Genomic DNA, 22,949 nt, shown 5'->3' with positions numbered 1-22,949 from the left:
ATGTCAAAAAAGCTTTATACAAGCGGTGAAATAAATGCAGTTTTCAATTCAAATAATAATAAAAATTTATTTTTTAATAAGGTCGAAATCGATAGCAGGCAATTATCAAATAGAACAATTTTTTTTGCAATAAAAGGGGTGAATGATGACGGCCATAGATATGTTAAAGCTGTATTAAAAAATAAGAATAATTTAGCCATTATTAGTGAAAAGCCTAATAATTTAAGATCAATAAGAACCAAAAACACTCTAGAGGGTTTAAGAAATTTAGCATCTTATGCTAGACAAAGAAGTAACTCTAAAATTATAGCTATAACTGGTAGCTGTGGAAAAACCTCATTAAAAAATTTATTAAATATTTCATTAAGTAAGTTTGGAAAGACACACTCCTCACCAAAATCTTTTAATAATCATTATGGAGTTCCTTACTCATTAGCAAATTTAAGTTCTGATAATAAATATGGAGTTTTTGAACTGGGAATGAGTTTTAAAGGTGAAATTGATAAACTTGTTAATTTAGTAAAACCACATATCGCAATTATAACAAATATTGGTCCAGCGCATTTAGAAAATTTTAAAAACATTAATGGTATCTGTAAGGCAAAAGCAGAAATTATGAATGGCATCTGCCAGAATGGAATTATTATTTTGAACAAAGATGACAAATTTTTCTATTCTTTAAAAAAAATTGCAGATCATAAAAATATTAAAGTATTAACATTTGGTTATTCAAAATCAGATATTCAGATCATAAAAAAATCAGCAAAAGTGTTCTTTAAAATTAAGAATAAAATATTTAAACTAAAAATAAAAAACTTTAATAAATCTTTTTTATATAATGTTGCGGCCACCTTATGTGTTCATTATTATCTAAATCACAATATTAATTTATTAAAAAATAACTTTAATAATTTTAAAATTCCAGAAGGAAGAGGAAATGAAAAAAAAATTCAAATTAGAAATAAAAAAATTCTTTTAATAAATGACAGTTATAATTCAAATCCCGTATCTCTTAATGAGGCGATCTATAATTTTTCATCAAGAAAAAAAAATAAATGTAGAAAAATCTTAATAATGGGCGATATGTTAGAACTTGGTAAAAAGTCAAAGTATTACCATCAGCAAGCAGCAAAAATATTAAACAAAACTAATATAGACAAAGTTTTTTGTGTAGGCTCGGAGGTTAGGCATACCTATCAAAAGCTAAATCAAACTAAAAAAGGGTTATTGATTAAAAATATTAGTTTTCTCAAAGAAAATATTTTTAGTATTTTAGAGAATAATGATATTTTGTTAGTCAAATCATCTAATAGAATTGGTTTATTCAATTTTTTTAATAAATTTCAGTAATGCTTTATTTTTTTTTTAAATATTTTTCTTCAGATGTCAGTATTTTTAATGTTTTTAAATATATTACTTTTAGAACTGGTATTTCAGTTGCCACCTCATTAATATTTATACTTTTTATTGGAGAAAGTTTAATAGCTAAGTTAAAGACATTTCAAAGATATGGTCAGCCCATTCGCGATGATGGTCCTTTATCTCATATCATAAAAAAATCAGGAACACCTACAATGGGAGGATTAATAATTATTTTAAGCATTTTATTTTCAACTTTGTTGTGGGCCGATCTTACAAATAAATATGTTCTGATATTAATTTTTTGTTTATTAAGTTTTGGAACAATAGGTTTTGTTGATGATTATCTGAAAGTTATAAAAAATAATTCTAAGGGTATAAGTGCAAAATTAAAATTATTTCTGCAAATTTTAAGCGGTATAATTGTAATATATTTAATAATTTTAAATACTGAACCAGAGCTAAATTATAAAATTTACTTTCCATTGTTTAAGAATTTTATCTTAAATGTTGGAATTTTTTATTTTATATTTGGCCTAGTAGTTATTGTAGGAACTTCTAACGCTGTCAATTTAACTGATGGGCTTGATGGACTTGCGATTGTTCCAGTTATTCTTGTCGCGTTAACTTTTGCATTTATTGCTTACGTTTCAGGTAATATTATTTTTTCAAAATACCTTCAGTTAGCTTATATTAAAAATACTGGTGAAATTTGTATTTTTCTAGGAGCAATGATCGGGGCTGGTTTAGGATTTTTATGGTTTAATTCTCCTCCAGCAAAAGTTTTCATGGGAGACACTGGTTCTTTATCTTTAGGAGCAGCACTTGGTGCTATTGGAATTATAACGAAACACGAAATAGTTTTAGCAATCGTAAGTGGACTTTTTGTATTAGAAGCTTTGTCAGTTATTATACAAGTTATGTCTTTTAAATTAACAGGAAAAAGAGTTTTTCAAATGGCACCCTTACATCATCATTTTGAAAAAAAAGGTTGGAGCGAGTCTACCGTTGTAATTCGTTTTTGGATTATAGCGATAGTTTTTGCTTTAATAGGTCTTGCATCTCTTAAATTAAGATAATGCTTTCATTAGAACAGTGTAGCCAAAAAAAATTTTTAGTTTTTGGTCTTGGTATAAGTGGTAACGCAACTTTATCGCAGTTAAAAAAAAATAAAGCTTTTATTGAATGCTGGGATGATAATAAAAAGTTAAGAGAAAAGTTTAAAAAGAATTATCGAGTAAACAAGAATTGGTTTAATTGTAATTATGATTTTATAGTTTTATCACCAGGAATTAATATCTACACACACCCCAAAAAAACTTTTTTTAAAGAAAATAACGATAAAATTATTACAGACTTAGATTTATTTTGTAGTTCTATTACAAATCAAAAAGTCATTATGGTTACAGGCACAAATGGCAAGTCCACGATGTGCAAATTAATTTATGAATTATTTAAAAATTCAAAGAAGGATGTTTATATTGGAGGAAATTATGGAACGCCTGTCTTAGATTTGCCGTATAAAAAAAAGTCTGCAATTTTTGTACTTGAGTTATCCTCTTATCAACTTGATTATTCCTCTCGGTTACCAAGTGTAGTTTCAATTTTACTAAATGTTAGTCCTGATCATCTTGAAAGACATAAAACTTTTAATAAATATATTTCGGCTAAACTAAAGATCTTTAAAGGATTATCCAATAACGGAGTTGGTTTTTTAGATTTAAGTAACGATAAACAATCTAGAATATTAAAAATTTTAAAACAAGAAAAATATAATATAAGAAATGTTGAGTTAATTAAAAAAAAATTTCACAATCACTTTAGTGCTAATTTTATTAGCAGTTCACTTAAAGGTACTCATTTTAAAAATTGTCTTTATATTTTATCAAAAATTGCAAAACAATTTAAAATTTCAAATAATATTTTTTTAAATACAATAAAAAATTTTAAAGGCCTTCCACATAGACAGGAAATTATTAAGATAAAAAATAACTTAACTTTTATAAATGACTCAAAAGCAACAAATTTTTCATCAACACAGGTTGCTTTAAATAATTATAAAAACATTCATTGGATTTTAGGAGGACTTGCTAAAGCTAATGATAAAATAATTACTACGAATTTTAAAAATTCTATTTTAAAAGCTTATATTATAGGAAAAAATATAAAATCTTTTTTAATTCAAATTAAAAACAGTATAAAATATGAAACATGTCGTTCTCTTAAAAATGCCCTGCTATCAGCTTTAAGTGAAGCAAAAAAAAATCCTAATCTTAAGCAGGTTATATTATTAAGTCCTTCAGCTGCTTCCTTTGATCAATTTAAAAATTTTGAGCATCGGGGTGATGTTTTTAAAAAATTAGTAAAGAAATATGCATGATTAATTTTGGCAGAACTAATGCGGATCGACTTGCGTTATGGTGGAGAAATATTGATAAACTTCTTTTTATATCAATAATTTTTTTAATGTTTCTAGGTATATTTTTTGCTTATACTTCAACTTCTAATATTGCTTCAGAAAGAATATATAAAACAGATCATTTTTTAATCATTAAGCATATTTTTTTTGCATTAATCAGCTTTTTAATTCTATCTTCATTATCTTTATTAGACGCTAAACAAATAGAGAAATATTGCATTTTAGGTTTTATTATTACAGCTTTTTTATTGTTATTAGTTTTAATATTTGGAGTTGAAGTTAAAGGCTCCAAGAGATGGATTAATTTAATTTTTTTTAGATTTCAACCTGTCGAAGTTTATAAACCTTTTTTTGTATTACTCTGTTCTCTAATTATTTCTAATTCACAAATAGGTGACCTCAAATTAAGAATTTTTTATTCTTTTTGCGTACTATTTTTCTCTTTATTATTATTACTCAACCAGCCTGATGTTGGTCAAAGTTTATTAATTTTTTCTGTTTGGTTAATTTTAATATTTGTTTCTGGTATTAGTATTGCTCTTCTTATTTCTTTAGGTCTAGCTATTTTTGTAGGCATATCATCAACATTACTATTATTTAATGAGAGATTTTCATATATTTTTAGAAGATTAAAAACTTTTATTGATCCTAGTAAGGGAGATAATTTACAAACTCAAAAGGCTTTAGAGTCAATAAAACAAGGTGGGTTTACAGGAAGGGGCATAGGAGAAGGAGTATTAAAAGAAAGAGTTCCTGAGGCACATACAGATTTTGTTCTAGCGGTCATAGGAGAAGAGTTTGGAATCTTGATGATATTAATAATTTTTCTAACAATGACTTTTATTTTTTTACGTGTTTTTACGCAATTTAGCATGGAAAATAATTCTTTTAGAAAATTAGTTTTAGTGGGATTATCATGCCTGGTTTATTTGCAATCTATAATTAATTTAGGAGTCACATTAAATATTCTTCCAAATAAAGGAATGACATTTCCTTTTATAAGTTATGGAGGATCATCCATGATTGGCTGTGCAATAATATTTGGAATATTACTTTGTTTTACTAAAAGAAAATTATCTTAATGAAGAAAATTTTAATTTGCACCGGAGGAACAGGTGGGCATATATTTCCGGTTATTGCGCTTACAGAGTATCTTAAAAAAAAAAACTTTGATATTGAACTTATAACTGATTTTAGAGCAAAAAAATTTATAAATAATACAAGTTCTAAATATTTTACTTTTATTAATGTCAAAACACCTACAGGTAAGAAAGGATTAGAATTAATTTATTCACTTTTTTTAATATTACTTTCATTTTTATATTCAATTTTTCTCATTATATCAAAAAAGCCACAACTAATTATAGGCTCTGGAGGCTATGTTTCCTTTCCAGTTTTATTAGCCGCAAGATTACTCAATAAAAAATTTATTATTTATGAAACAAATTCTGTAATTGGGAGAGTAAATAAATTTTTCTTGAATAGTTCGACAAAAATATTAACGGGATATCCTTTAAAAAATATCAATATCAATGAGGACAAAAATATCTTTGTGGGTCAGTTGGTTAGAGAGCAAATTTATGAAGCTAAAAATAATAATTATTTTGAAAAAGATGATAATTTTGACTTTACTTTACTTGTTATTGGTGGAAGTCAAGGCGCTGAGATTTTTAGTCAGCAACTGCCAAGGTCATTAAATAAATTATTTAAATTAAATAAAAAAATAAGGATTATTCATCAAGTTGGAAATAGAGAGCAAGAATTGAAAGTAGATCCTTTTTATAAAAACAATTCAAATGTTTATATTTTTAATTTTGAACCAAATATTGAAAAATATATGATGATATCAGATTTAGTTATTACAAGGGCCGGTTCCTCTACATTAGCAGAATTAGCATTTCTTCAGATACCATTTATAGCAATCCCATTTAAAGATTCCTTGGATAATCATCAATTTTATAATGCAAATTTTTTTTTTAAAATGAATGCTTGTTGGCTTATTGATCAACAAGATCTAAATAGTGAAAAATTGTTTAATTTAGTAAATGAACTAATCGTTAATAAAGAAAAATTACTTGAAAAAAAGGTCAAATTAAAAGAACTAATTAAGACAAACGTTAATGAGAATTTTGAAAAAGAAATTAATAATATTTTATAATGACTTTTAAAATCACGACTAGCGATCAGGTTCACTTTGTAGGCATTGGAGGAATAGGAATGAGTGGTATCGCTGAAATTATGCACAATATTGGTTTTAAAGTCCAAGGTAGCGACACTTCAAGAAATAACAAAAATATAAAAAGATTACAAAAGCAAGGATTAAAGATTTTTTATAATCATAAAAAAAAAAATATCGGCAACTCAAAATTAGTTGTGTTTTCATCAGCTATAAATAAAGGGAACCCAGAATTACGAGAGGCAAAAAGAAAAAAAATACCAGTAATACAGAGGGTAGAGATGCTTTCTGAGATTGTTAGGTTAAAAAAAAATATAGTTATAAGTGGAGCTCATGGCAAAACTACAATTACTTCATTAATATCAACTCTGTTATCTAAAGCAAAACTAGATCCCATGATTATCAATGGGGGGATATTGAACTCCATTAATTCAAATGCGTTATTTGGAAAAGGAGATTGGGCAGTTGTGGAAGCAGATGAGTCTGATGGTAGTTTTTTAAAAATACCAATTACTTATTCAGTTGTCAGTAATATTGATAAAGAGCACTTAGATTATTATAAAAATTTTAATAATTTATATAAAAGTTTTGAAATTTTTATAAATAGAACACCTTTAATTGGAAAATCATTTGTTTGTATTGACGATAAATTTTTAAAAAAAATTTTAAAAAAAAAAAACAAATCAAACATAATTACTTATGGTTTTAAAAATGGATCAGATCTTCATCCTTATAATGTAAAAAACCAAGAAAAAATGATGAGCTTTGATATCTCTATAAAACTTAATGATAAAGTTGAGCATATTAAAAATATTAAATTGAATTTATTAGGAAGACACAATGTACTTAATGCAACTGCTGCAATAGGAGTTGCTAAAAGTTTAGGAGTTAAAAATAATATTATCAAAGCAACATTAAAAAATTTTTTGGGAGTGCAAAGAAGATTAACTAAAATTAGTAATTTTAGAGGCAGTATAATCTATGACGATTACGCTCATCATCCAACAGAAATTATTTCAGTTTTAAATGCAATTAAATCCAGCTTTGAGAACAAGAAAATTGTAACAGTGTTTCAGCCCCATAGATATTCAAGAGTTGCTTTACTAAAAAAAGAATTTGCGAATGCCTTTATAGACAGCGATTTAGTTGTTTTATGTCCAATTTATGCGGCAAGTGAAAAACCAATTAAAAATATAAATCATTATGAATTGGCGAAGCTTATTAAGAAGAATTCCAAAAAAGAAGTTATATGCATAGAAAATCAATTTGATTTGGAAAGATTTATAAAACTTCATGCCTATGGAAATGAAATTATTGTTTGCATGGGGGCTGGAAGTATTAGTAGTTGGATTAGAGATATTGCTGTTAATTTAAAAAATGAGCATTAATTTTTATTCACAACTTAAAAAAAATCTTCAAGGAGAGTTAAGAGAAAATTTTGATTTATCCAAATCTAATTGGCTTGGAATTGGAGGAAAAGCAAATTTTTTTTTTAAACCAAAAGATTTAAATGATTTGCAAATTTTTTTAAGAAATAATAATCAACATTTTCCAATTATTGTAATTGGATCTGGCTCAAATTTATTGATCAGAGACAAAGGTTTTGAAGGAGTGGTTATAAAATTTGGAAAAAATTTTGATTATATAAAAATTAATAATGAAATCATAAATTGTGGTCCAGCAACGCAAAAAACACTTTTAGCAGAAACTGCAGCTAATAATAATTTAACTGGTTTTGAATTTTTATATTGTATTCCAGGAACAATTGCAGGCGGGATTGTTATGAATTCAGGTTGTTATGGAAGCGATATATCAAAAATTGTGCTGAGTATCTCAGTCATTGACATGAATGGAGAAATTAAAATTATAAATAACAAAGATATTAATTTTTCTTATAGAAAAAGCTCACTCACAAAAAATCAAATTATAACTAATATTGAAATGAAAGGATCTTTTCTAAAAAAAGAGAAAGTTATTGAAATAATGAGAAATTTAAAAAATAAAAAAGACTTTGAACAACCGCAGAAAATTAAAACAGGGGGCAGTACTTTTAAAAATCCAAGGGATTCAGATAAAAAAGCTTGGGAATTAATTAAAGAGTCTGGTTGCGCTGATTTACGAGTTGGTGGGATTAAACTATCTAAATTACATTGTAATTTTTTAGAAAATTTAGATGGAGCAACTTCAGAAGACGCTGAAAATCTAATTGAAAATATAAAACAACAAGTTTTTAAAAAAACTAATATAAACTTAGAACTTGAATTAGAAGTTGTAGGAAAAAAATGAAAAGAGAAAAAGTTACAGTTTTAATGGGCGGAACTTCAGCCGAAAGAGACGTTAGCTTAGATAGTGGAAAAGCCTGCGCAAGAGCACTTGCAGAAATTGGGTTTGATGTGACCAGTTTAGATGCAAAAGATAATTTTATTGAAAAGTTAATTAAAAATAAACCAGATAAAGTCTTTAATGCTCTGCATGGAAGATTTGGTGAGGATGGTTCTATTCAGGGTTTATTAGAACATTTAAAAATACCCTATACTCATTCTGGAATCTTATCTTCAGCAATTGCCATGGATAAACTAATTTCAAAAAAAATTTTTAAGAGTGCTAAAATTAGATCTCCAGATTACCTAGTGGTTACAAGTTTGCAAGATTTCAAAAATTCAAATATTGGCTATCCTTGCGTTATTAAACCAAATAATGAAGGGTCAAGTGTGGGGGTTTCTATTTTTACTAAACCTAAAAAATCTGATGAAGAAATAGTAATTTCTTTATTAAAAAAATATAAATTATTAATTCTAGAAAAATACATCCCAGGTAGAGAAGTACAGGTTGCGGTAATGGGCTCTAAGGCTTTAGGGGCGATAGAGATTGTGCCAACAAGATCATTTTACGATTACGAGGCCAAATATTCAGCCAAAGCTAATACAAAACATATTATTCCTGTAAAAATAAATGAAACTGATTATAAAAAAATTTTAGACATGGCTTTGCAGGCCCACAATATTTTAGGTTGTAGGGGAATAACAAGATCAGACTTTAGATACAATGAGACTGAAAAAATTAATAAAATTTATATTCTTGAAGTAAATACACAACCAGGTATGACAAGTTTATCATTGGTTCCAGAGATTGCCAATTATTATGGAATATCTTTTAATGAATTAGTTAAATGGATAATTAATGATGCTTCTATTAATAGATGAACAAAACAAAGAGATATATTTTTCTCGCATTACTTATTTTTCTAACAACATTTAATCCTGAGCTACCTTTATTAAAACTTGGTTTTTTTATCATTAAGACAGTTCATGTTTCTGGCTCAAAAAACACTGATCTAGAAAAACTTAAAAAGCAATTTAATATTTTAGTTAACTCTAGCATCTTAAGCATCGATGATAAAAAGTTGAATGAAATTATTAGACAAAATGAGTGGATATACTTTGTAAATATTTATAAAAAATTTCCATCAACAATTAATATAGAAGTGGTTGAGCATGAACCTTTTATAATTTGGAGAAAAGGTAATAATAATTTAATAATCACCAAGGAATTTACATTAATAGAAAAATATAATTCAAATAATCTTTCTAATCTAATAACTGCAAAAGGAAATTTTAATATTGAGGATTTAAGAGAGCTTTATAAGGCCTTAAATAATAATAATTTTGACTTATCAAACATTACTAGTTTTGAGTTTATAAATTCAGATAGATGGGACTTATTTTTAAAAGGTAATAAAAAAATTATGCTTGGTAGACATGATTACAATCAACAGATTAGTAATTTAACTAAATTACTTATTCAGTCAAAAGATGAAAAATATACTTATGTAGATTTAAGACTTAAGAATAAAATATTTATTAAATAAATAATGAATCAAAAAAAAGAATTAATTGCCTCAATTGATATTGGTTCTTCAAAAATAAAGTGCCTAATTACAAAATTAAAAAATAATAAAATTGAAATTTTAGGAAAATCTATTGTTGCATCAAAAGGAATTGATAAAGGATTAGTCACGAATTTTCATGATGCAAATTTAGCTGTTCGTGAATGTCTAGAAATCGCTGAAAAACAGGCTAATATTTCTTTAGAAAATATTATTGTAAACGCAGAATTTGAAAATATTTTTAGTAATTTATTAACAGAATATAAAAGTGTACAGGGCGATCAGGTAGAAAACGAGAAAGATATTCAGGGTTTGATTCATATCGCTGTAGATGAAATCATCAAGAATAATAAAGACAAGGGAATTTTACATATTTTTACATCTAATTATAAGATCGATAAAAAAATAAATGTTGAAAATCCTGTTGGTTTTAAGGCAAATACATTTTCAGTAGATGTTCATGCTGTTTTAGCAGATCACACAGCAATTAATAATTTGAAAAATATTATAAATTCTTGCGAATTGTCAGTGGAAAATTATGTTTTTGGCACATATGCTTTAGCTTTATCTTTTGTAACTTTAGAGGACTTAAATGAAGATTTCATTTGTATAGATTTTGGCAAAGACAAAACAAGTTTTGCTATCCTTGAAAATAGTACACTCACATATATTGGTGTTATTCCTTATGGTTCAAATCAGATCTCAAAAGATTTAGCTAAAGTCTTAGATATTAAAATGGATGTAGCAGAAAGAATTAAAGTTGAAAGTGGGGAGTGCGTATTAAATGATAATATTAAAGATAAGATTGAATATTTACCAGTGCATTTATTTCCAGATGATGATTTTAGAAAGATTTCTAAAACGTTGGTTAATACTATTATTAATTCCAGAATTGAAGAAATTTTGCAATTAATTTACAAAAAAATTAAATCTTATAGTTTAATAGATATAAAAAGTAAAAAAATTTATATTTCAGGTAGAGGATCTAATTTAGTTGGTCTAATAAATTTAATAAAAAAATATTTTTCACCAAGAACGGAACTTATTTTACAAAAAAAACATGAAGATCAGAACTTAGTTAATAATTTATCACAAGATTTTCTTGTTTGTTATGGAATGGTTAAAAATTATTTTTATGGGCTTCCCTCAGAAGCACTGCCAATTAAATTTAAAAATACTGGCTTTTTCTCAAGAATTTTATCAATTTTTCAAAAGTAGAAATCGTAACAAAAGGTGATTAGCTATTGTCATGAATTTTACTAAATATTTGATGCATCGTAATTATGTATCAAAAGACTTTAAAGTCAAAAATCAATTTTAAAGGCATAGGTTTGCATAGCGGATTAGTTGCTAATCTTTTAATTAAGCCATCATCGCCTAATTCTGGAATAAATTTTGTAAGAACGGATTACAAAGGTAAAGAAAAAATTATCAAAGCCCATATTAGTAATGCCTTGCCAGCAAAATTGTGCACAACTATTTCTAATAAATATGTTTCAGTTTCTACTATTGAGCATTTAATGTCCGCTTTATCAGGAATGGGCATTGATAACGCAATAGTCGAGGTTGATGGACAGGAGTTGCCGATTTTAGATGGAAGTTCAAAAGAGTTTGTGATTGCTATTCAAGATTCTGGAATTACGGTTCAAAGCTGCGAGAAGAAATATATTAAAATTTTAAAAAAAATTATTGTTAAAGAAAAAGAAAAATCAATTTCAATTGAACCGACAAATAAAAATAAATTAGAAATTGATTATGAAATTGATTTTCATGATCGCGTTATTAAAAAACAAAGTAAAAAAATAGATTTAGAAAAAAATGGATTTATGGAAGTTTATGACTCTAGAACATTTTGCCTACAAAAAGATCTTGAAAATATATTTAAGATGGGACTTGCAAAAGGTGGTTCTTTAGACAACGCAATTGTTGTTTCTGAAGATAAAGTTTTAAATCAAGATGGATTAAGACATAAAGATGAATTTGTGAGACATAAAATTCTAGACTGTATAGGTGATTTATATTTAGCGGGTTACTCTCTTATTGGAAAAGTAAACTGTTATCAAGGAGGCCATGATATGACACGTAAACTATTAGAAGCCTTAATAAAAAATAAAAGCTCCTGGAATTTAACTTCTCTGAAATCAAAAAATTTATCGCCTGTTAGTTCTTATTTATCAAATCAACTTGTAGTGAATTTATAGTTTTAGTGATAAAACTTAATTAAAAGAAATAATAAAACTTTTAATTTTAATGTTTAAACTAAAAAGAATATTTTCAATTTTATTAGTTTTTTTACTTATTTTAAGCTGTTCATCATCAAACGATAAGCCCTTAGTTCCGCCACCTAAAGAGAAAATTAGTCTGCCAAAGTTATGGGGCTTTGCTATGGATGATTTTAATAATGGTAACGCTGAAGGAGCAATCGAAAAATTTAAAATGGTAGAAAAAGATTATTCCTACACTGAGTGGGCTCCAAAATCTTTATTAATGATGGCATATGTTTATTATGAGGCAAATCGCTGTTCAGATACACTGTCTATACTCGAACGATATGTAAAATTTTATCCAAGTAATCCTGAGAGAGTTTACGTAGAATATTTAAAAGGCGTTTGTTACTTTGAGGAAGTTAGTGAATTTTCAAAAGATCAAGAAAAAACTGTTAAAGCAATAAATCAATTTAAATCTTTAATAAATACTTATCCAAACACTGAATATGCAGATGACGCTAAATATAAATTAGATCTGCTGAATGACTTGATGGCAGGAAAAGAGATGTACGTTGCAAGATATTATATGAATAAACGAAAATGGGCAGCGGCTATCGGGAGATTAAAAACAATTGTAGATAAATATCAAACTACAATTTATATCGAAGAGGCTTTATATAGACTGGTTGAAATTTATCATAAATTAGGATTAGAAGAAGATGCTAGCAAAGCTGCAGCAATTTTAGGCTATAATTTTAATTCAAGTGAGTGGTATAAAAAAAGTTATTTATTAGTATCAACAAATCAGACAACTTTACCTAAAAAAGATAAATCTCTTCTAGATGGTTTTAAAAAAATACTCAATTAACTTTTAATGAAGTCGTTATCTTTAAAAGAGTACAAGGAAAAAATTGCGTTAATTGAAAAACTAAATAAAGCTTACTATCATAATGATAAACCATTAGTTTCAGATGCAGAGTATGACAGAATCAAAAATGATATTCTAAATTTTGAAAAAAAAAATCCTAAAATTATAGATAAAAATTCCCCAACAAAAAAAGTAGGTTTTACTCCTTCAGAAAAATTTTCTAAAGTTAAACATCTTGTACCTATGTTATCCTTAGATAATGCCTTTACAAAAGATGATGTAGAGGACTTTTTAAAAAAAATTAGAAACTATCTAAACTTTGAAAAAGATTATCCTATAGAATTAACAGCAGAACCTAAGATTGATGGAATTTCAGCATCTTTAATTTATAAGAATAATAAGATTATTCGTGGACTTTCGAGAGGAGACGGCGAATACGGCGAAGATATAACAGAAAATTTATTAACGATTAAAGATATTCCGCAAATACTTCAAGGGGAGAGCATAGATAAAGAATTTGAAATTAGAGGCGAAGTTTACATTGGAAAAAAAGATTTTGAAAAAATTAAAAACGATTTTGCAAACCCAAGAAATGCAGCAGGAGGATCGTTAAGACAAAAAGATTCAAAAAAAACAGCTTCAATACCATTAAAATTTTTTGCTCATAGTGTTGGTGATATTGATGAAAAAAAATTTAAAACCCATGTTAATTTTTTAAATTTTTGCAAGAAAATCGGTTTTAAAATAAATCCCCTTACGCAAACTTTTAGTTCAATAGATGAGTTAATTAAAGGCTATCATCATATAGAAGAAATTAGATCTTCATTGGATTATGATATTGATGGAATAGTTTATAAAGTGAATGACTTAGCACTTCAAAAGAGACTTGGAAGTTTATCATCATCACCAAGATGGGCTATTGCTCATAAATTTTCCTCTGAAAAAGCTATAACTGTCGTTCGAAAAATTGAAATTCAAGTTGGACGAACAGGAGCACTTACCCCAGTTGCAAAATTAGATCCGGTGAATGTAGGTGGAGTATTAGTATCAAATGCGACATTACATAACCAAGATGAAATTATTAGAAAAGATATCAGATTAAACGATACAGTTATCATACAAAGAGCAGGAGATGTTATTCCGCAAGTAGTAGAAGTTATTAAATCTAAAAGAGATAAAAATAGTAAAAAATTTATATTTCCGGAAAAATGCCTATGCGGCCGACCTGCAGTTAATGATTTTAACGAAACTTCAAAAAAATTAGATGCAGTTAAAAGATGCACAGATACAGGATTTAATTGTGAATTTATGGCAAGAGAAAAAATTAAACATTTTGTATCTAAAGAAGCTCTGGATATTGAAGGTTTTGGAAAAAAAATCGTAGAAGATTTTTGGTTGTTAAATTTTATACGTTTACCACAAGATATTTTTACTCTTGATTATAAAAAAATTGAAAAACTGGAAGGTTGGGGAGAATTGTCAGTTAATAATTTGAAGACAGCAATTGATAAAAGCAAAGATATAAGTCTTATAAAATTTATTTATAGTCTTGGTATACGACATATCGGCTTAGAAAATGCCAAAAATTTATCACGGTACTTTATTTCTATAAAAAATTTTTTAAAGCTTTGTAATTCAGATCTTTTAATGAATGAAATTAACAATTTAAACGAAATTGATGGAATAGGTGAAACTCAAATTGAATCTTTGGTAAACTTTTTTAAGGATAAGAAAAATAACAAAGTAGTTTATGAATTGAGTAAAATTTTAAATATTCAAGATTTTGTAGAAAAGAAAATTGATAGTTTTTTTTCTGGAAAAAATATTATGTTTACAGGAGGATTTTCTACCATGAGCAGGTCTGAGGCTAAGTCATTAGCAGAGACTTTGGGAGCAAAAATATTAAGTTCTGTTAATAAAAAATTAGATTATTTAGTTATTGGTTTAACCAAACCAACAAAAAACAAAGTTGATAAAGCTAAAGAATTAGGCGTTAAAATTATTGAAGAAAAAGAGTGGTTAAAGTTATCAAGAAATAGCCGAACAAGCTTCAGTTAGTAATTTAAGTTCAGTATTATTCATAAAAGGTTTCAGAATATAAAAGATTTTTTGATGATAGTTATTAATCCAATTTATTTCATTTTTATTAAAAAGCTTATTGTTAATACAATCTTTATCAATTGGAACCATTGTTAGATTTATAAATTTTGAATGGCTATTATTAATTTTTTTACAATAAATTAAATTTTCAATTCTTATTCCAAAATTATTTTCTTTATAAAATCCAGGTTCGTTTGACAGGATCATACCTGGTAGTATTTTATGATTATTAAAAGGGGATAGTCCTTGCGGCCCTTCATGCACATTTAAAAAATAACCAACTCCATGACCTGTCCCATGTGAATAGTTGTAGCCAAATTTTAATAAGGGAACTCTTGCAATCTTGTCTATATGCTTTCCTAGTGTTGATTTTTTTAATTTATATGAGGCAACCGCAATATGACTTTTAAGAACGTACGAATAAATTTTTTTTTGAAAGCTTGATAAGTTGCCAATAGCTATTGTTCGAGTTACGTCAGTGGTCCCATAAAAATACTGACTACCAGAATCTAAAAGATATAAATTATTACCTTTTATTTCTTTATTGGTTTTATTATTAGATCTGTAATGAACTATTGCTCCATTTCCACCAAATCCTGAAATGGTATTAAAACTTGGATATAAATAATTTTTGTTCTGTTTTTTATATTTTTCTAATTTATTCTGAGCCGATACTTCTGTTATCTTCGTTTTTCTATAATTATTTTTTAGCCAAAAAATAAATTTAGTTAAAGCGATTCCATCAAATAAATGAGCAATTTTTGCATTACTGATCTCTGTTTTATTTTTAATAGCTTTTAATAAATATATAGGGTCCTCGATATCAATAAGTTTATTCGAAGAATGGATATTTTTTTCATAATAAAAACTACATGTTTTTTTATCTATTAAAATTTTTGAATTTTTAATCTTTTTTAAGTAGTTAATAAATAATTCTTCTTTAATAAAAATTACTTTCTTTCCAAGAGCTTTTTTAATTTGAGGTGTAATTTTTTTAATATTAGTAAAAAATATTATTTTACCATTTTTATTAAATAAGATTTTTCCATTTGTGAGTGGACTAGATGATCCATCAGATCCCCTAATATTTAATAACCATGAAATATTTTCGACAGCCGTTGTAAGTAAATAATGAATATCTTTAAACTTCAAAAATTTACTTACTTTACTAATTTTATTTAAAAAGCTTTCCCCATGATATTTCTCTTCTAAAATATAAAATTTATTATTGTTAACTTTTGTCTTATTTTTCCAAATTGTATCAATTAAGTTATTATTTATAGGTTTTATTTTAATTAAACTATTTGAAATAATATTTTTTAACGTATTTGAAGTAAAAAGTTTTGGATCAAACCCTAAAGTAATTTCTTTATTTAGGTTTTTTAGAATATAATAAGGTTTAATTTTTGGAATTTCGCAAATTTTAAAATCTTTACAAATTTCTTTTTTTGCTTGCAGTGTGTAACGACCATCAACAAATAAATAAGATTTATTTTTTAAAATTAAGGCAAGTCCTGTTGAGCCAGTAAATCCAGTTATGAATTTTAATCTATCTTTATTTTTAGGTACGTACTCTCCAAAATATTCATCATTCTTTGGAATTATATAAGCATCGCAGTTTTGTTTATTTAAAATATTTCTTAATTGATTAATTTTATCCATTACTTTTTTTTATAAATTTATCAATTATTTTTTTTTCCCCATATTTTTTAAAAATAATAATAAGTTTATTATCTTCTATATGAATTACTTTTCCATTGCCAAAATCATCATGAGTTACACTTTCGCCAACTTTAAAGATTGTATTATTATTACTGTAGCTAATTTTATTAAAATTATTTATATTTTTTTTTGCTTGTTTTAGTCTTTCCCAGCCAGGACTTCTCGATGGTTTGTCGTAGTCAATCTCTTGATTAAAATCAAAATCACTTTTCTGATACTCTGTAAAATGATTTTTAATGTTGATATTGTCTTTAGGAAGTTCCTCAATAAAACGAGAAGGAAGTGTTGGCATCCAGTCTATGTCCCTATCTCTCTTACCTCCATAAATTCTTCTATTGTTTACAAAAGAGATAAATAATTTCTTCTTTGCTCTAGTTATTGCGACGTAAGCAAGTCTTCTTTCCTCCTCTATTGCTTGATGTCCTTTTTCATCAATTGATTTTTGGTGAGGAAACAATCCCTCTTCCCAGCCTGGCAAAAAAACTACATCAAATTCAAGTCCTTTAGCGGCATGCATAGTCATTAAATTTATTTTTTCACCTTTCCAATCCTCATCTATTGAGGTTTGTAATGAGATATTTTCAAGAAAATCTTGAAGGCTACTATAATTTTTCATTGATAATATTAATTCCTTTAAGTTCTCTAATTTACTGTCAGCCTCTGGCGTTTTCTCATTCATAAGCATTTGGGAATAGCCAGATTCATCCAAGACTCTTTCCGTTAGTTCATAATGAGTTATTTCTTTTGATAATTTTCTCCATAACTGAATGTCGGTAATAATTTTTTTCAAACTTAGAATAGTTTTTCCGGTTGAGTTTTCTTGTTCGCAATATATGAGTGACGCTTGTTCTAAATTAATATTTTTCTCCTTAGCAATTTTATGAATTTCTTTTAGAGTAGCATCTCCAATTGCACGTTTTGGAGTATTGATAATTCTTTCAAAAGCAAGATCATCATTTTCTTGGTAAATAATTCTAATATAACTAATAGCATCTTTTATTTCAGCACGATCATAAAATTTTAATCCTCCAATAACCCTATAAGGTAAATTAATTTTTATAAATCGGTCCTCAAACTCTCTTGTTTGAAAAGCAGCTCGAACTAGTATGGATACTTGATTAAGAGAATGTTCTTTTGATATATTTTTTTCGATTTCATCTGCTACGGCAATCGCTTCATCATATCCATTGTTGTAGCAATTCACTTCTATCAAATCTCCTTTAGAATTTTCAGACCATAGTTTTTTACCAAGTCTATCTTCATTATTAGAAATTAAAGAAGAGGCAGTATCTAAAATATTTTGTGTTGATCTGTAATTTTGCTCTAACTTTATAACTTTTGTATTTGCATTTAGTTTATCAAAATTTAAAATATTTTTAACTTCAGCACCGCGCCAACTATAGATAGATTGGTCATCATCTCCTACACAGCATAAATTGTTATTTTTTTTTGATAATAAATTTAACCAAATATTTTGAATAAAGTTTGTATCCTGATATTCATCTACAAGAATATATTTAAAATTATTATGATATAATTCTAGTATCTCAGGCATAGTTTTAAATATTGTTACACAATGCAAGATTAGATCACCAAAATCTACGCAGTTCATAATCTTTAATCGCTGCTGATAAATTCTATATAATTTTAACGCTGTATCTTTAATATAGTTTTCATTATTAACTTTAACTTCACTTGGAATGAGACCTTTATTTTTCCAGTCATCTATAAAAGCAGCTACTAATTTTGGTGGTATTTTTTTTATATCAATGTTTTCTGATTCAATTATATTTTTTATTAACCTTAATTGATCAAGAGTATCTAAAATCGTGAAATTTGATTTTAAACCAACAGCTTCTGCATGACGTCTTAAGATCTTATTACTAATAGAGTGAAAGGTTCCAAGCCAAGGTAGAGAAGAAGATTGAGCGCTAAGAAGTTTTAATATTCGTTCCCGCATTTCATTTGCAGCTTTGTTGGTAAAAGTTACGCAAAGAATTTGATTGGCCCAGCATTTTTTTGTCTCGATAAGATGAACAACTCGAGTGGTTAGAACTTTAGTCTTTCCCGAGCCTGCTCCTGCTAAAATTAACAGAGGACCATCTGAGTGAATAACAGCTTCTTTTTGTTGATTATTAAGGTTTAATAAGTAATTTTGGCTAGTAGAATTCATAAAATCAATTAGATCAAGTAGTTAACATAATATAGCAAAAATTAAATGATTCTTAGGAAATTAAACTCGTTAAATTTATTAAACTCTCTTAAGTCATTTTATAATCACAAAATCTACAGCATAGCGATGGTAGCTTTTGCTATTGTAGTATTTATTATTTTTTTATTACCATTTTTTATAGATCTTAATCGATATAAACCTGAGATAGAAAATAAAATTCAAGAGAATTTTTTTGTTAAAATTAAAATTAATGAGAGTATTTCTTATAAACCGTTTTTAAAACCTCACATTGAATTATTTTCGGTTGATATTTTTGAAAATAATAAAAAAGAAGATGTTTATATTGGTAATATTTACAAAATTAAGCTTCCTATAAATATTTTTAATATAGTTTTTAGAAATTTTAATATTACCAATATTGAGTTGGTTGATGGAATTATTGAATTAGAAAATAATTATTTTGATAACTTTTTCAAAAACATTGATGCTATTAAAAATATTAAATTAATTAGAATTCATAATTTAGATTTAAAATATTCTTCAAATAAAAATTTTATCGAGATAAGTGATATAAATAGCGACATTATTTTTGACAAAGGAAATCTAAGTAAATTTAATTTGACTGGAAGTCTTTTTAACTTACCTTTTGTAAGTACTTTTCAAGGGTCAAGGAATAAAAATAAAAGTATTGGCACTTTATCAATAAATTCTAATGATCTAAAGTTTTATTTTGATGCAGATCTAACTGATATTAATTTTTTAAAAAATGAGTTTTTAGGAAATGCGAAAATTAGATTTGCAAATACTTTAAGTACAATTGGTCTAAATAATTTAACTTTGCAATTTAATTTTAACCTAAGAGATGAAAATGTAGATTTAAAAAATATTTTAGTAAATTCTTTTCTTTATAAAGGAGAAGGTTCAGCTAAAATTGATTTTAAACCTAGACTCACATTTGTTAGCGAGTTTAATTTCATAGATACAAATTTTAAAAAATTACCCAATAGTGATCTTAAAGACTATTTAGTGAATAATAAGTTATTTAATATTCACGAAGATTTTTATGGTATTTTTAAATTAAATTTTAAAAATTTGATTACAAATCATAATCTTTTTTCTGATGCTAACACCATTATTGTTGTTGAAGGTGGAGATGTGAATATTAAAGAATTAAATTTGATTTCAAAATTTAATGATCTTTTAAAAATAAATGGTCGTTTTATTACTCAGAATAGAGAAACGATATTTTTTTTTAATTCGCAAATTGATCTCGTAAATATTAAAAATTTTTATAAAAATACAAATGGTGCAAGGGAAAAGATTGCACTTTTACCAAATGATAGTTTTTCTGGAAAAATGAAGGGGGATTTGAATATGAGACAGGGAAGACTAGTGGTGAACGAAATTATTGGAAATAATAACAAAAAATTTAGCAAAAAAAATTTAAATACAGTTCAGGAAGAAATGAATCTACGCTTAAACAAAAATATTATGAATATTTTAGATCCAAGAGTTTATAGTTTTCTATTCTAATTTGGGTGTGTCATTTTTCTTGGGTTAATTAATTGATCGTATTCTTTTTCATCAACTAACCCACTTTTTAAAGCTTCCTCTTTTAAAGAAGTTCCGTTCTTGTGTGCTTTTTTTGCAATCATTGAAGCATTGTCGTAACCAATTTTTGGAGCCAAAGCCGTTACTAACATTAATGAGCTATTTAATAATTGAGAAATTCTTTTTGTGTCTGCTTTAATACCTTTAAGGCAATATTTTACGAAACATTCAATTGAGTCTGAAAGTAATTCAATAGATTGAATCATACTGTGACCAATTACAGGCTTAAATACATTTAATTCAAAATGTCCGTTTGATGCAGCGATAGTAATTGTTGTATGATTTCCAATAACTCTGGTGCATACCATTGTAACAGCCTCACACTGTGTTGGGTTTACTTTACCAGGCATGATTGATGATCCTGGCTCATTTTCTGGAAGAATAAGTTCTGCATAGCCAGCTCTTGGTCCAGATCCAAGAAATCTTATATCATTTGAAATTTTCATCAATGCAACAGCTAGCGTGTTAAATGTGCCAGATAAATTTACTATTGGTTCATGACTTGCAAGTGCTTCAAATTTATTTGGAGCAGTTCTAAAGGGTAGTTTAGTAATTTTTTTAATCTCTAATGCAATTTTTTTATCAAAACCTTTTTTAGTATTAATACCAGTACCAACAGCAGTGCCTCCTTGAGCAAGAAAATACATTTCTTTTAAAGCAATCTCTATACGCATAATGCAATTTTTAATTTGCATGTGATAGCCTGAAAATTGTTGTCCCAAAGTTAATGGAGTTGCATCTTGAAGGTGTGTTCTTCCAATCTTAACAATATTTTTAAATTTTTTTACTTTAACAGCTAATTCTCTCTCTAATAATTGCAGAGTCGGAAGAAGTCTTTTTTTTACGTCAATAGCAACAGCTATATGAATAGCGCTTGGATAAGTATCATTTGTAGATTGAGATTTATTTACGTGATCATTTGGATGAACAGGTTTTTTTGATCCTATTTTTCCCCCTAAAATTTCTATTGCTCGATTAGAAATAACTTCATTAACATTCATATTAGTTTGAGTTCCAGAACCCGTTTGCCAAACTTTAAGTGGGAAATGATTATTAAATTTTCCTTTAATTACTTCATCAGAGGCTTTTATAATTGCTTGTGAAATTTTTTTATCTAAGGACTTTGATTTAAAATTGACAATAGCTGCTGCTTTCTTAATTATTGCAATAGCTCTTATTATTTCAAGCGGAACTAATATTTTTCCAATTTTGAAGTATTTTAATGAACGTTCTGTTTGGGCTCCCCAATATTTATCAGCTGGGACTTTAATTTTACCAAAACTGTCAGATTCAATTCTTGATGCCATAACGGTATTATCTTATATCACTGATGATAATTTTTAATAAGTGATAATCAAGCATAATTTATGAATGTACTAATTATAGGAGCTACTTTTGGTATAGGTTATGAACTTGGCAAAAAATACTTAGATCAATGTGATAATTTAATTTTACTAGGCAGAACTCAAGAAAAATTAAAAAATCTAAAATTAGAATTTAATTCAAAAACAACAAAAATATCTACATTTTCATTAGATGTTACAGATAAAATAAATTGTCAGAAAATTATTAATGAAATAATTAAAGAATTTAAAACTATTGATCTAGCTGTTTATTGTTCAGGTTATTACGAACCTCATGATACTTTTGATATTAAATTAGAATTATTTGAAAAAACCTTTGCGGTAAATTTTTTTGGGATGATTAACTGTTTTTCAATTTTACTACCCCATTTTAAATCGCAACAATTTGGTCATCTTGCAGCTATTAGCTCACTTGCAGGATTTGGAGGACTTCCAAATTCTTCATCTTATGGACCTTCAAAGGCTGCAATGATTAATTATTTTGAATCTATTAAGATTGATTGTGATAAAAATAATATTTCTCTAAGTATAATTAATCCAGGTTTCGTTAAATCCAGATTAACTGAGAAAAATACATTTGATATGCCATTTATTATGGAGGCTGACAAAGCTGCTGAGATTATTTTTGAAGGACTATTAGGCAAAAAATACGATATTACTTTTCCAATTCAGATGAAAATTGTTTTTAAAATTTTACAAGTTTTACCAAGACCTATTTATTTTTTTTTAGTCAGAATCATAACTAAAAATATTTAAATGTTTTTTGAAAAACATATCTTTTGTTGTATTAATAAAAGACCTGACTCTAATCCAAAAGGGTGTTGTAGTTTAAAAAATTCAGAAAAATTACACACAGAATTAAAATTAAAAATTAAAGATTTAAAACTTAATAAAAAAATTAGAATTAATAAGTCTGGTTGTCTTGATCGATGTGAACTTGGGCCGGTAATGGTGATTTATCCAGAAGGGGTTTGGTATTCTTTTAAGAATTCAGAAGATATTGACGAGATTTTAAATTCTCACTTATTAAAAAATAAGATTGTTGAAAGATTAAAAATATAGTT

19 protein-coding genes are annotated in these 22,949 nt (G+C 26.7%); 16 read left to right on the top strand and 3 right to left on the bottom strand.

The features are described 5' to 3' along the window. The 13 genes from CR143_RS04270 to ligA all read left to right on the top strand — a co-directional run bounded on the left by CR143_RS04270 (nucleotide 1) and on the right by ligA (nucleotide 14,973). Nucleotides 1–1,350 carry a UDP-N-acetylmuramoyl-tripeptide--D-alanyl-D-alanine ligase gene (locus tag CR143_RS04270; protein ID WP_099340598.1) on the top strand — a complete coding sequence of 450 codons (1,350 nt, stop codon included), beginning with the start codon at nucleotides 1–3 and terminating at the stop codon, nucleotides 1,348–1,350. Further along, nucleotides 1,350–2,438, top strand: coding sequence for a phospho-N-acetylmuramoyl-pentapeptide-transferase (mraY, locus tag CR143_RS04265; protein WP_099340597.1), 1,089 nt, complete (start codon nucleotides 1,350–1,352; stop codon nucleotides 2,436–2,438). Before CR143_RS04270 ends, mraY begins: the two co-directional genes overlap by 1 nt. Next, the gene (gene murD / locus CR143_RS04260) at nucleotides 2,438–3,739 is read left to right on the top strand and encodes a UDP-N-acetylmuramoyl-L-alanine--D-glutamate ligase (RefSeq protein WP_099340596.1); all 1,302 of its coding nucleotides are present in this window, start codon (nucleotides 2,438–2,440) and stop codon (nucleotides 3,737–3,739) included. The genes mraY and murD overlap by 1 nt, the downstream gene beginning before the upstream one ends. Next, nucleotides 3,736–4,860, top strand: a complete 1,125-nt coding sequence (locus tag CR143_RS04255; protein ID WP_099340595.1) for an FtsW/RodA/SpoVE family cell cycle protein — start codon at nucleotides 3,736–3,738, stop codon at nucleotides 4,858–4,860. Before murD ends, CR143_RS04255 begins: the two co-directional genes overlap by 4 nt. Beyond that, nucleotides 4,860–5,936 carry a UDP-N-acetylglucosamine--N-acetylmuramyl-(pentapeptide) pyrophosphoryl-undecaprenol N-acetylglucosamine transferase gene (locus CR143_RS04250; protein ID WP_099340594.1) on the top strand — a complete coding sequence of 359 codons (1,077 nt, stop codon included), beginning with the start codon at nucleotides 4,860–4,862 and terminating at the stop codon, nucleotides 5,934–5,936. The genes CR143_RS04255 and CR143_RS04250 overlap by 1 nt, the downstream gene beginning before the upstream one ends. After that, nucleotides 5,936–7,342 (top strand): UDP-N-acetylmuramate--L-alanine ligase, encoded by a 1,407-nt coding sequence (gene murC, locus CR143_RS04245; RefSeq protein ID WP_099340593.1) that lies wholly within the window; start codon nucleotides 5,936–5,938, stop codon nucleotides 7,340–7,342. Before CR143_RS04250 ends, murC begins: the two co-directional genes overlap by 1 nt. Next, nucleotides 7,332–8,240 (top strand): UDP-N-acetylmuramate dehydrogenase, encoded by a 909-nt coding sequence (gene murB / locus CR143_RS04240; RefSeq protein ID WP_099340592.1) that lies wholly within the window; start codon nucleotides 7,332–7,334, stop codon nucleotides 8,238–8,240. The genes murC and murB overlap by 11 nt, the downstream gene beginning before the upstream one ends. Beyond that, on the top strand, nucleotides 8,237–9,157 hold the full coding sequence (locus CR143_RS04235) for a D-alanine--D-alanine ligase (protein ID WP_099340591.1): 921 nt from the start codon (nucleotides 8,237–8,239) through the stop codon (nucleotides 9,155–9,157). The genes murB and CR143_RS04235 overlap by 4 nt, the downstream gene beginning before the upstream one ends. Further along, complete coding sequence (locus CR143_RS04230; RefSeq protein ID WP_099340590.1) at nucleotides 9,154–9,822, top strand: cell division protein FtsQ/DivIB; 669 nt, start codon at nucleotides 9,154–9,156, stop codon at nucleotides 9,820–9,822. Before CR143_RS04235 ends, CR143_RS04230 begins: the two co-directional genes overlap by 4 nt. A gap of 3 nt (nucleotides 9,823–9,825) precedes the next feature. Beyond that, nucleotides 9,826–11,058, top strand: a complete 1,233-nt coding sequence (gene ftsA / locus CR143_RS04225) for a cell division protein FtsA (protein ID WP_099340589.1) — start codon at nucleotides 9,826–9,828, stop codon at nucleotides 11,056–11,058. Nucleotides 11,059–11,123: 65 nt separating this feature from the next. Next, nucleotides 11,124–12,041 (top strand): UDP-3-O-acyl-N-acetylglucosamine deacetylase, encoded by a 918-nt coding sequence (gene lpxC, locus CR143_RS04220; RefSeq protein ID WP_099340588.1) that lies wholly within the window; start codon nucleotides 11,124–11,126, stop codon nucleotides 12,039–12,041. 49 nt (nucleotides 12,042–12,090) lie between these two features. After that, a complete protein-coding gene (locus tag CR143_RS04215) occupies nucleotides 12,091–12,915 on the top strand; it encodes an outer membrane protein assembly factor BamD (protein WP_099340587.1) in 825 nt (274 codons plus the stop codon). Between the two features lie 6 nt (nucleotides 12,916–12,921). Next, a complete protein-coding gene (gene ligA, locus CR143_RS04210; protein WP_099340586.1) occupies nucleotides 12,922–14,973 on the top strand; it encodes an NAD-dependent DNA ligase LigA in 2,052 nt (683 codons plus the stop codon). Here ligA and CR143_RS04205 read toward each other — a convergent pair. Both CR143_RS04205 and CR143_RS04200 read right to left on the bottom strand, forming a co-directional pair. Further along, complete coding sequence (locus CR143_RS04205) at nucleotides 14,944–16,677, bottom strand: aminopeptidase P family protein (RefSeq protein WP_099340585.1); 1,734 nt, start codon at nucleotides 16,675–16,677, stop codon at nucleotides 14,944–14,946. The two genes, ligA and CR143_RS04205, sit on opposite strands and share 30 nt — an antisense overlap. Beyond that, the gene (locus tag CR143_RS04200) at nucleotides 16,670–18,910 is read right to left on the bottom strand and encodes an ATP-dependent helicase (RefSeq protein ID WP_099340584.1); all 2,241 of its coding nucleotides are present in this window, start codon (nucleotides 18,908–18,910) and stop codon (nucleotides 16,670–16,672) included. Before CR143_RS04200 ends, CR143_RS04205 begins: the two co-directional genes overlap by 8 nt. 126 nt (nucleotides 18,911–19,036) lie before the next feature. Between CR143_RS04200 and CR143_RS04195 the strand changes: the two genes are divergently transcribed. Further along, entirely contained in the window at nucleotides 19,037–20,443 is a 1,407-nt protein-coding gene (locus CR143_RS04195; RefSeq protein ID WP_099340583.1) for an AsmA family protein, read from the top strand. Here the strand turns inward: CR143_RS04195 and fumC are convergent. Beyond that, nucleotides 20,440–21,828 (bottom strand): class II fumarate hydratase, encoded by a 1,389-nt coding sequence (gene fumC / locus CR143_RS04190; protein ID WP_099340582.1) that lies wholly within the window; start codon nucleotides 21,826–21,828, stop codon nucleotides 20,440–20,442. The two genes, CR143_RS04195 and fumC, sit on opposite strands and share 4 nt — an antisense overlap. Before the next feature lie 60 nt (nucleotides 21,829–21,888). Here fumC and CR143_RS04185 point away from each other — a divergent pair, with 60 nt between their 5' ends. Beyond that, nucleotides 21,889–22,641: an SDR family NAD(P)-dependent oxidoreductase gene (locus CR143_RS04185; RefSeq protein ID WP_099340581.1), complete on the top strand. Its 753-nt coding sequence runs from the start codon at nucleotides 21,889–21,891 to the stop codon at nucleotides 22,639–22,641. Continuing rightward, on the top strand, nucleotides 22,642–22,947 hold the full coding sequence (locus CR143_RS04180; protein WP_099340580.1) for a (2Fe-2S) ferredoxin domain-containing protein: 306 nt from the start codon (nucleotides 22,642–22,644) through the stop codon (nucleotides 22,945–22,947). Nucleotides 22,948–22,949: the final 2 nt, after the last annotated feature.

The sequence above is a fragment of the Candidatus Fonsibacter ubiquis genome (assembly GCF_002688585.1).
GTDB classification, from domain to species: domain Bacteria; phylum Pseudomonadota; class Alphaproteobacteria; order Pelagibacterales; family Pelagibacteraceae; genus Fontibacterium; species Fontibacterium commune.
The sequence above is the reverse complement of the archived record's forward strand: the minus strand, read 5'-3'. Positions and strand labels throughout refer to the sequence as shown.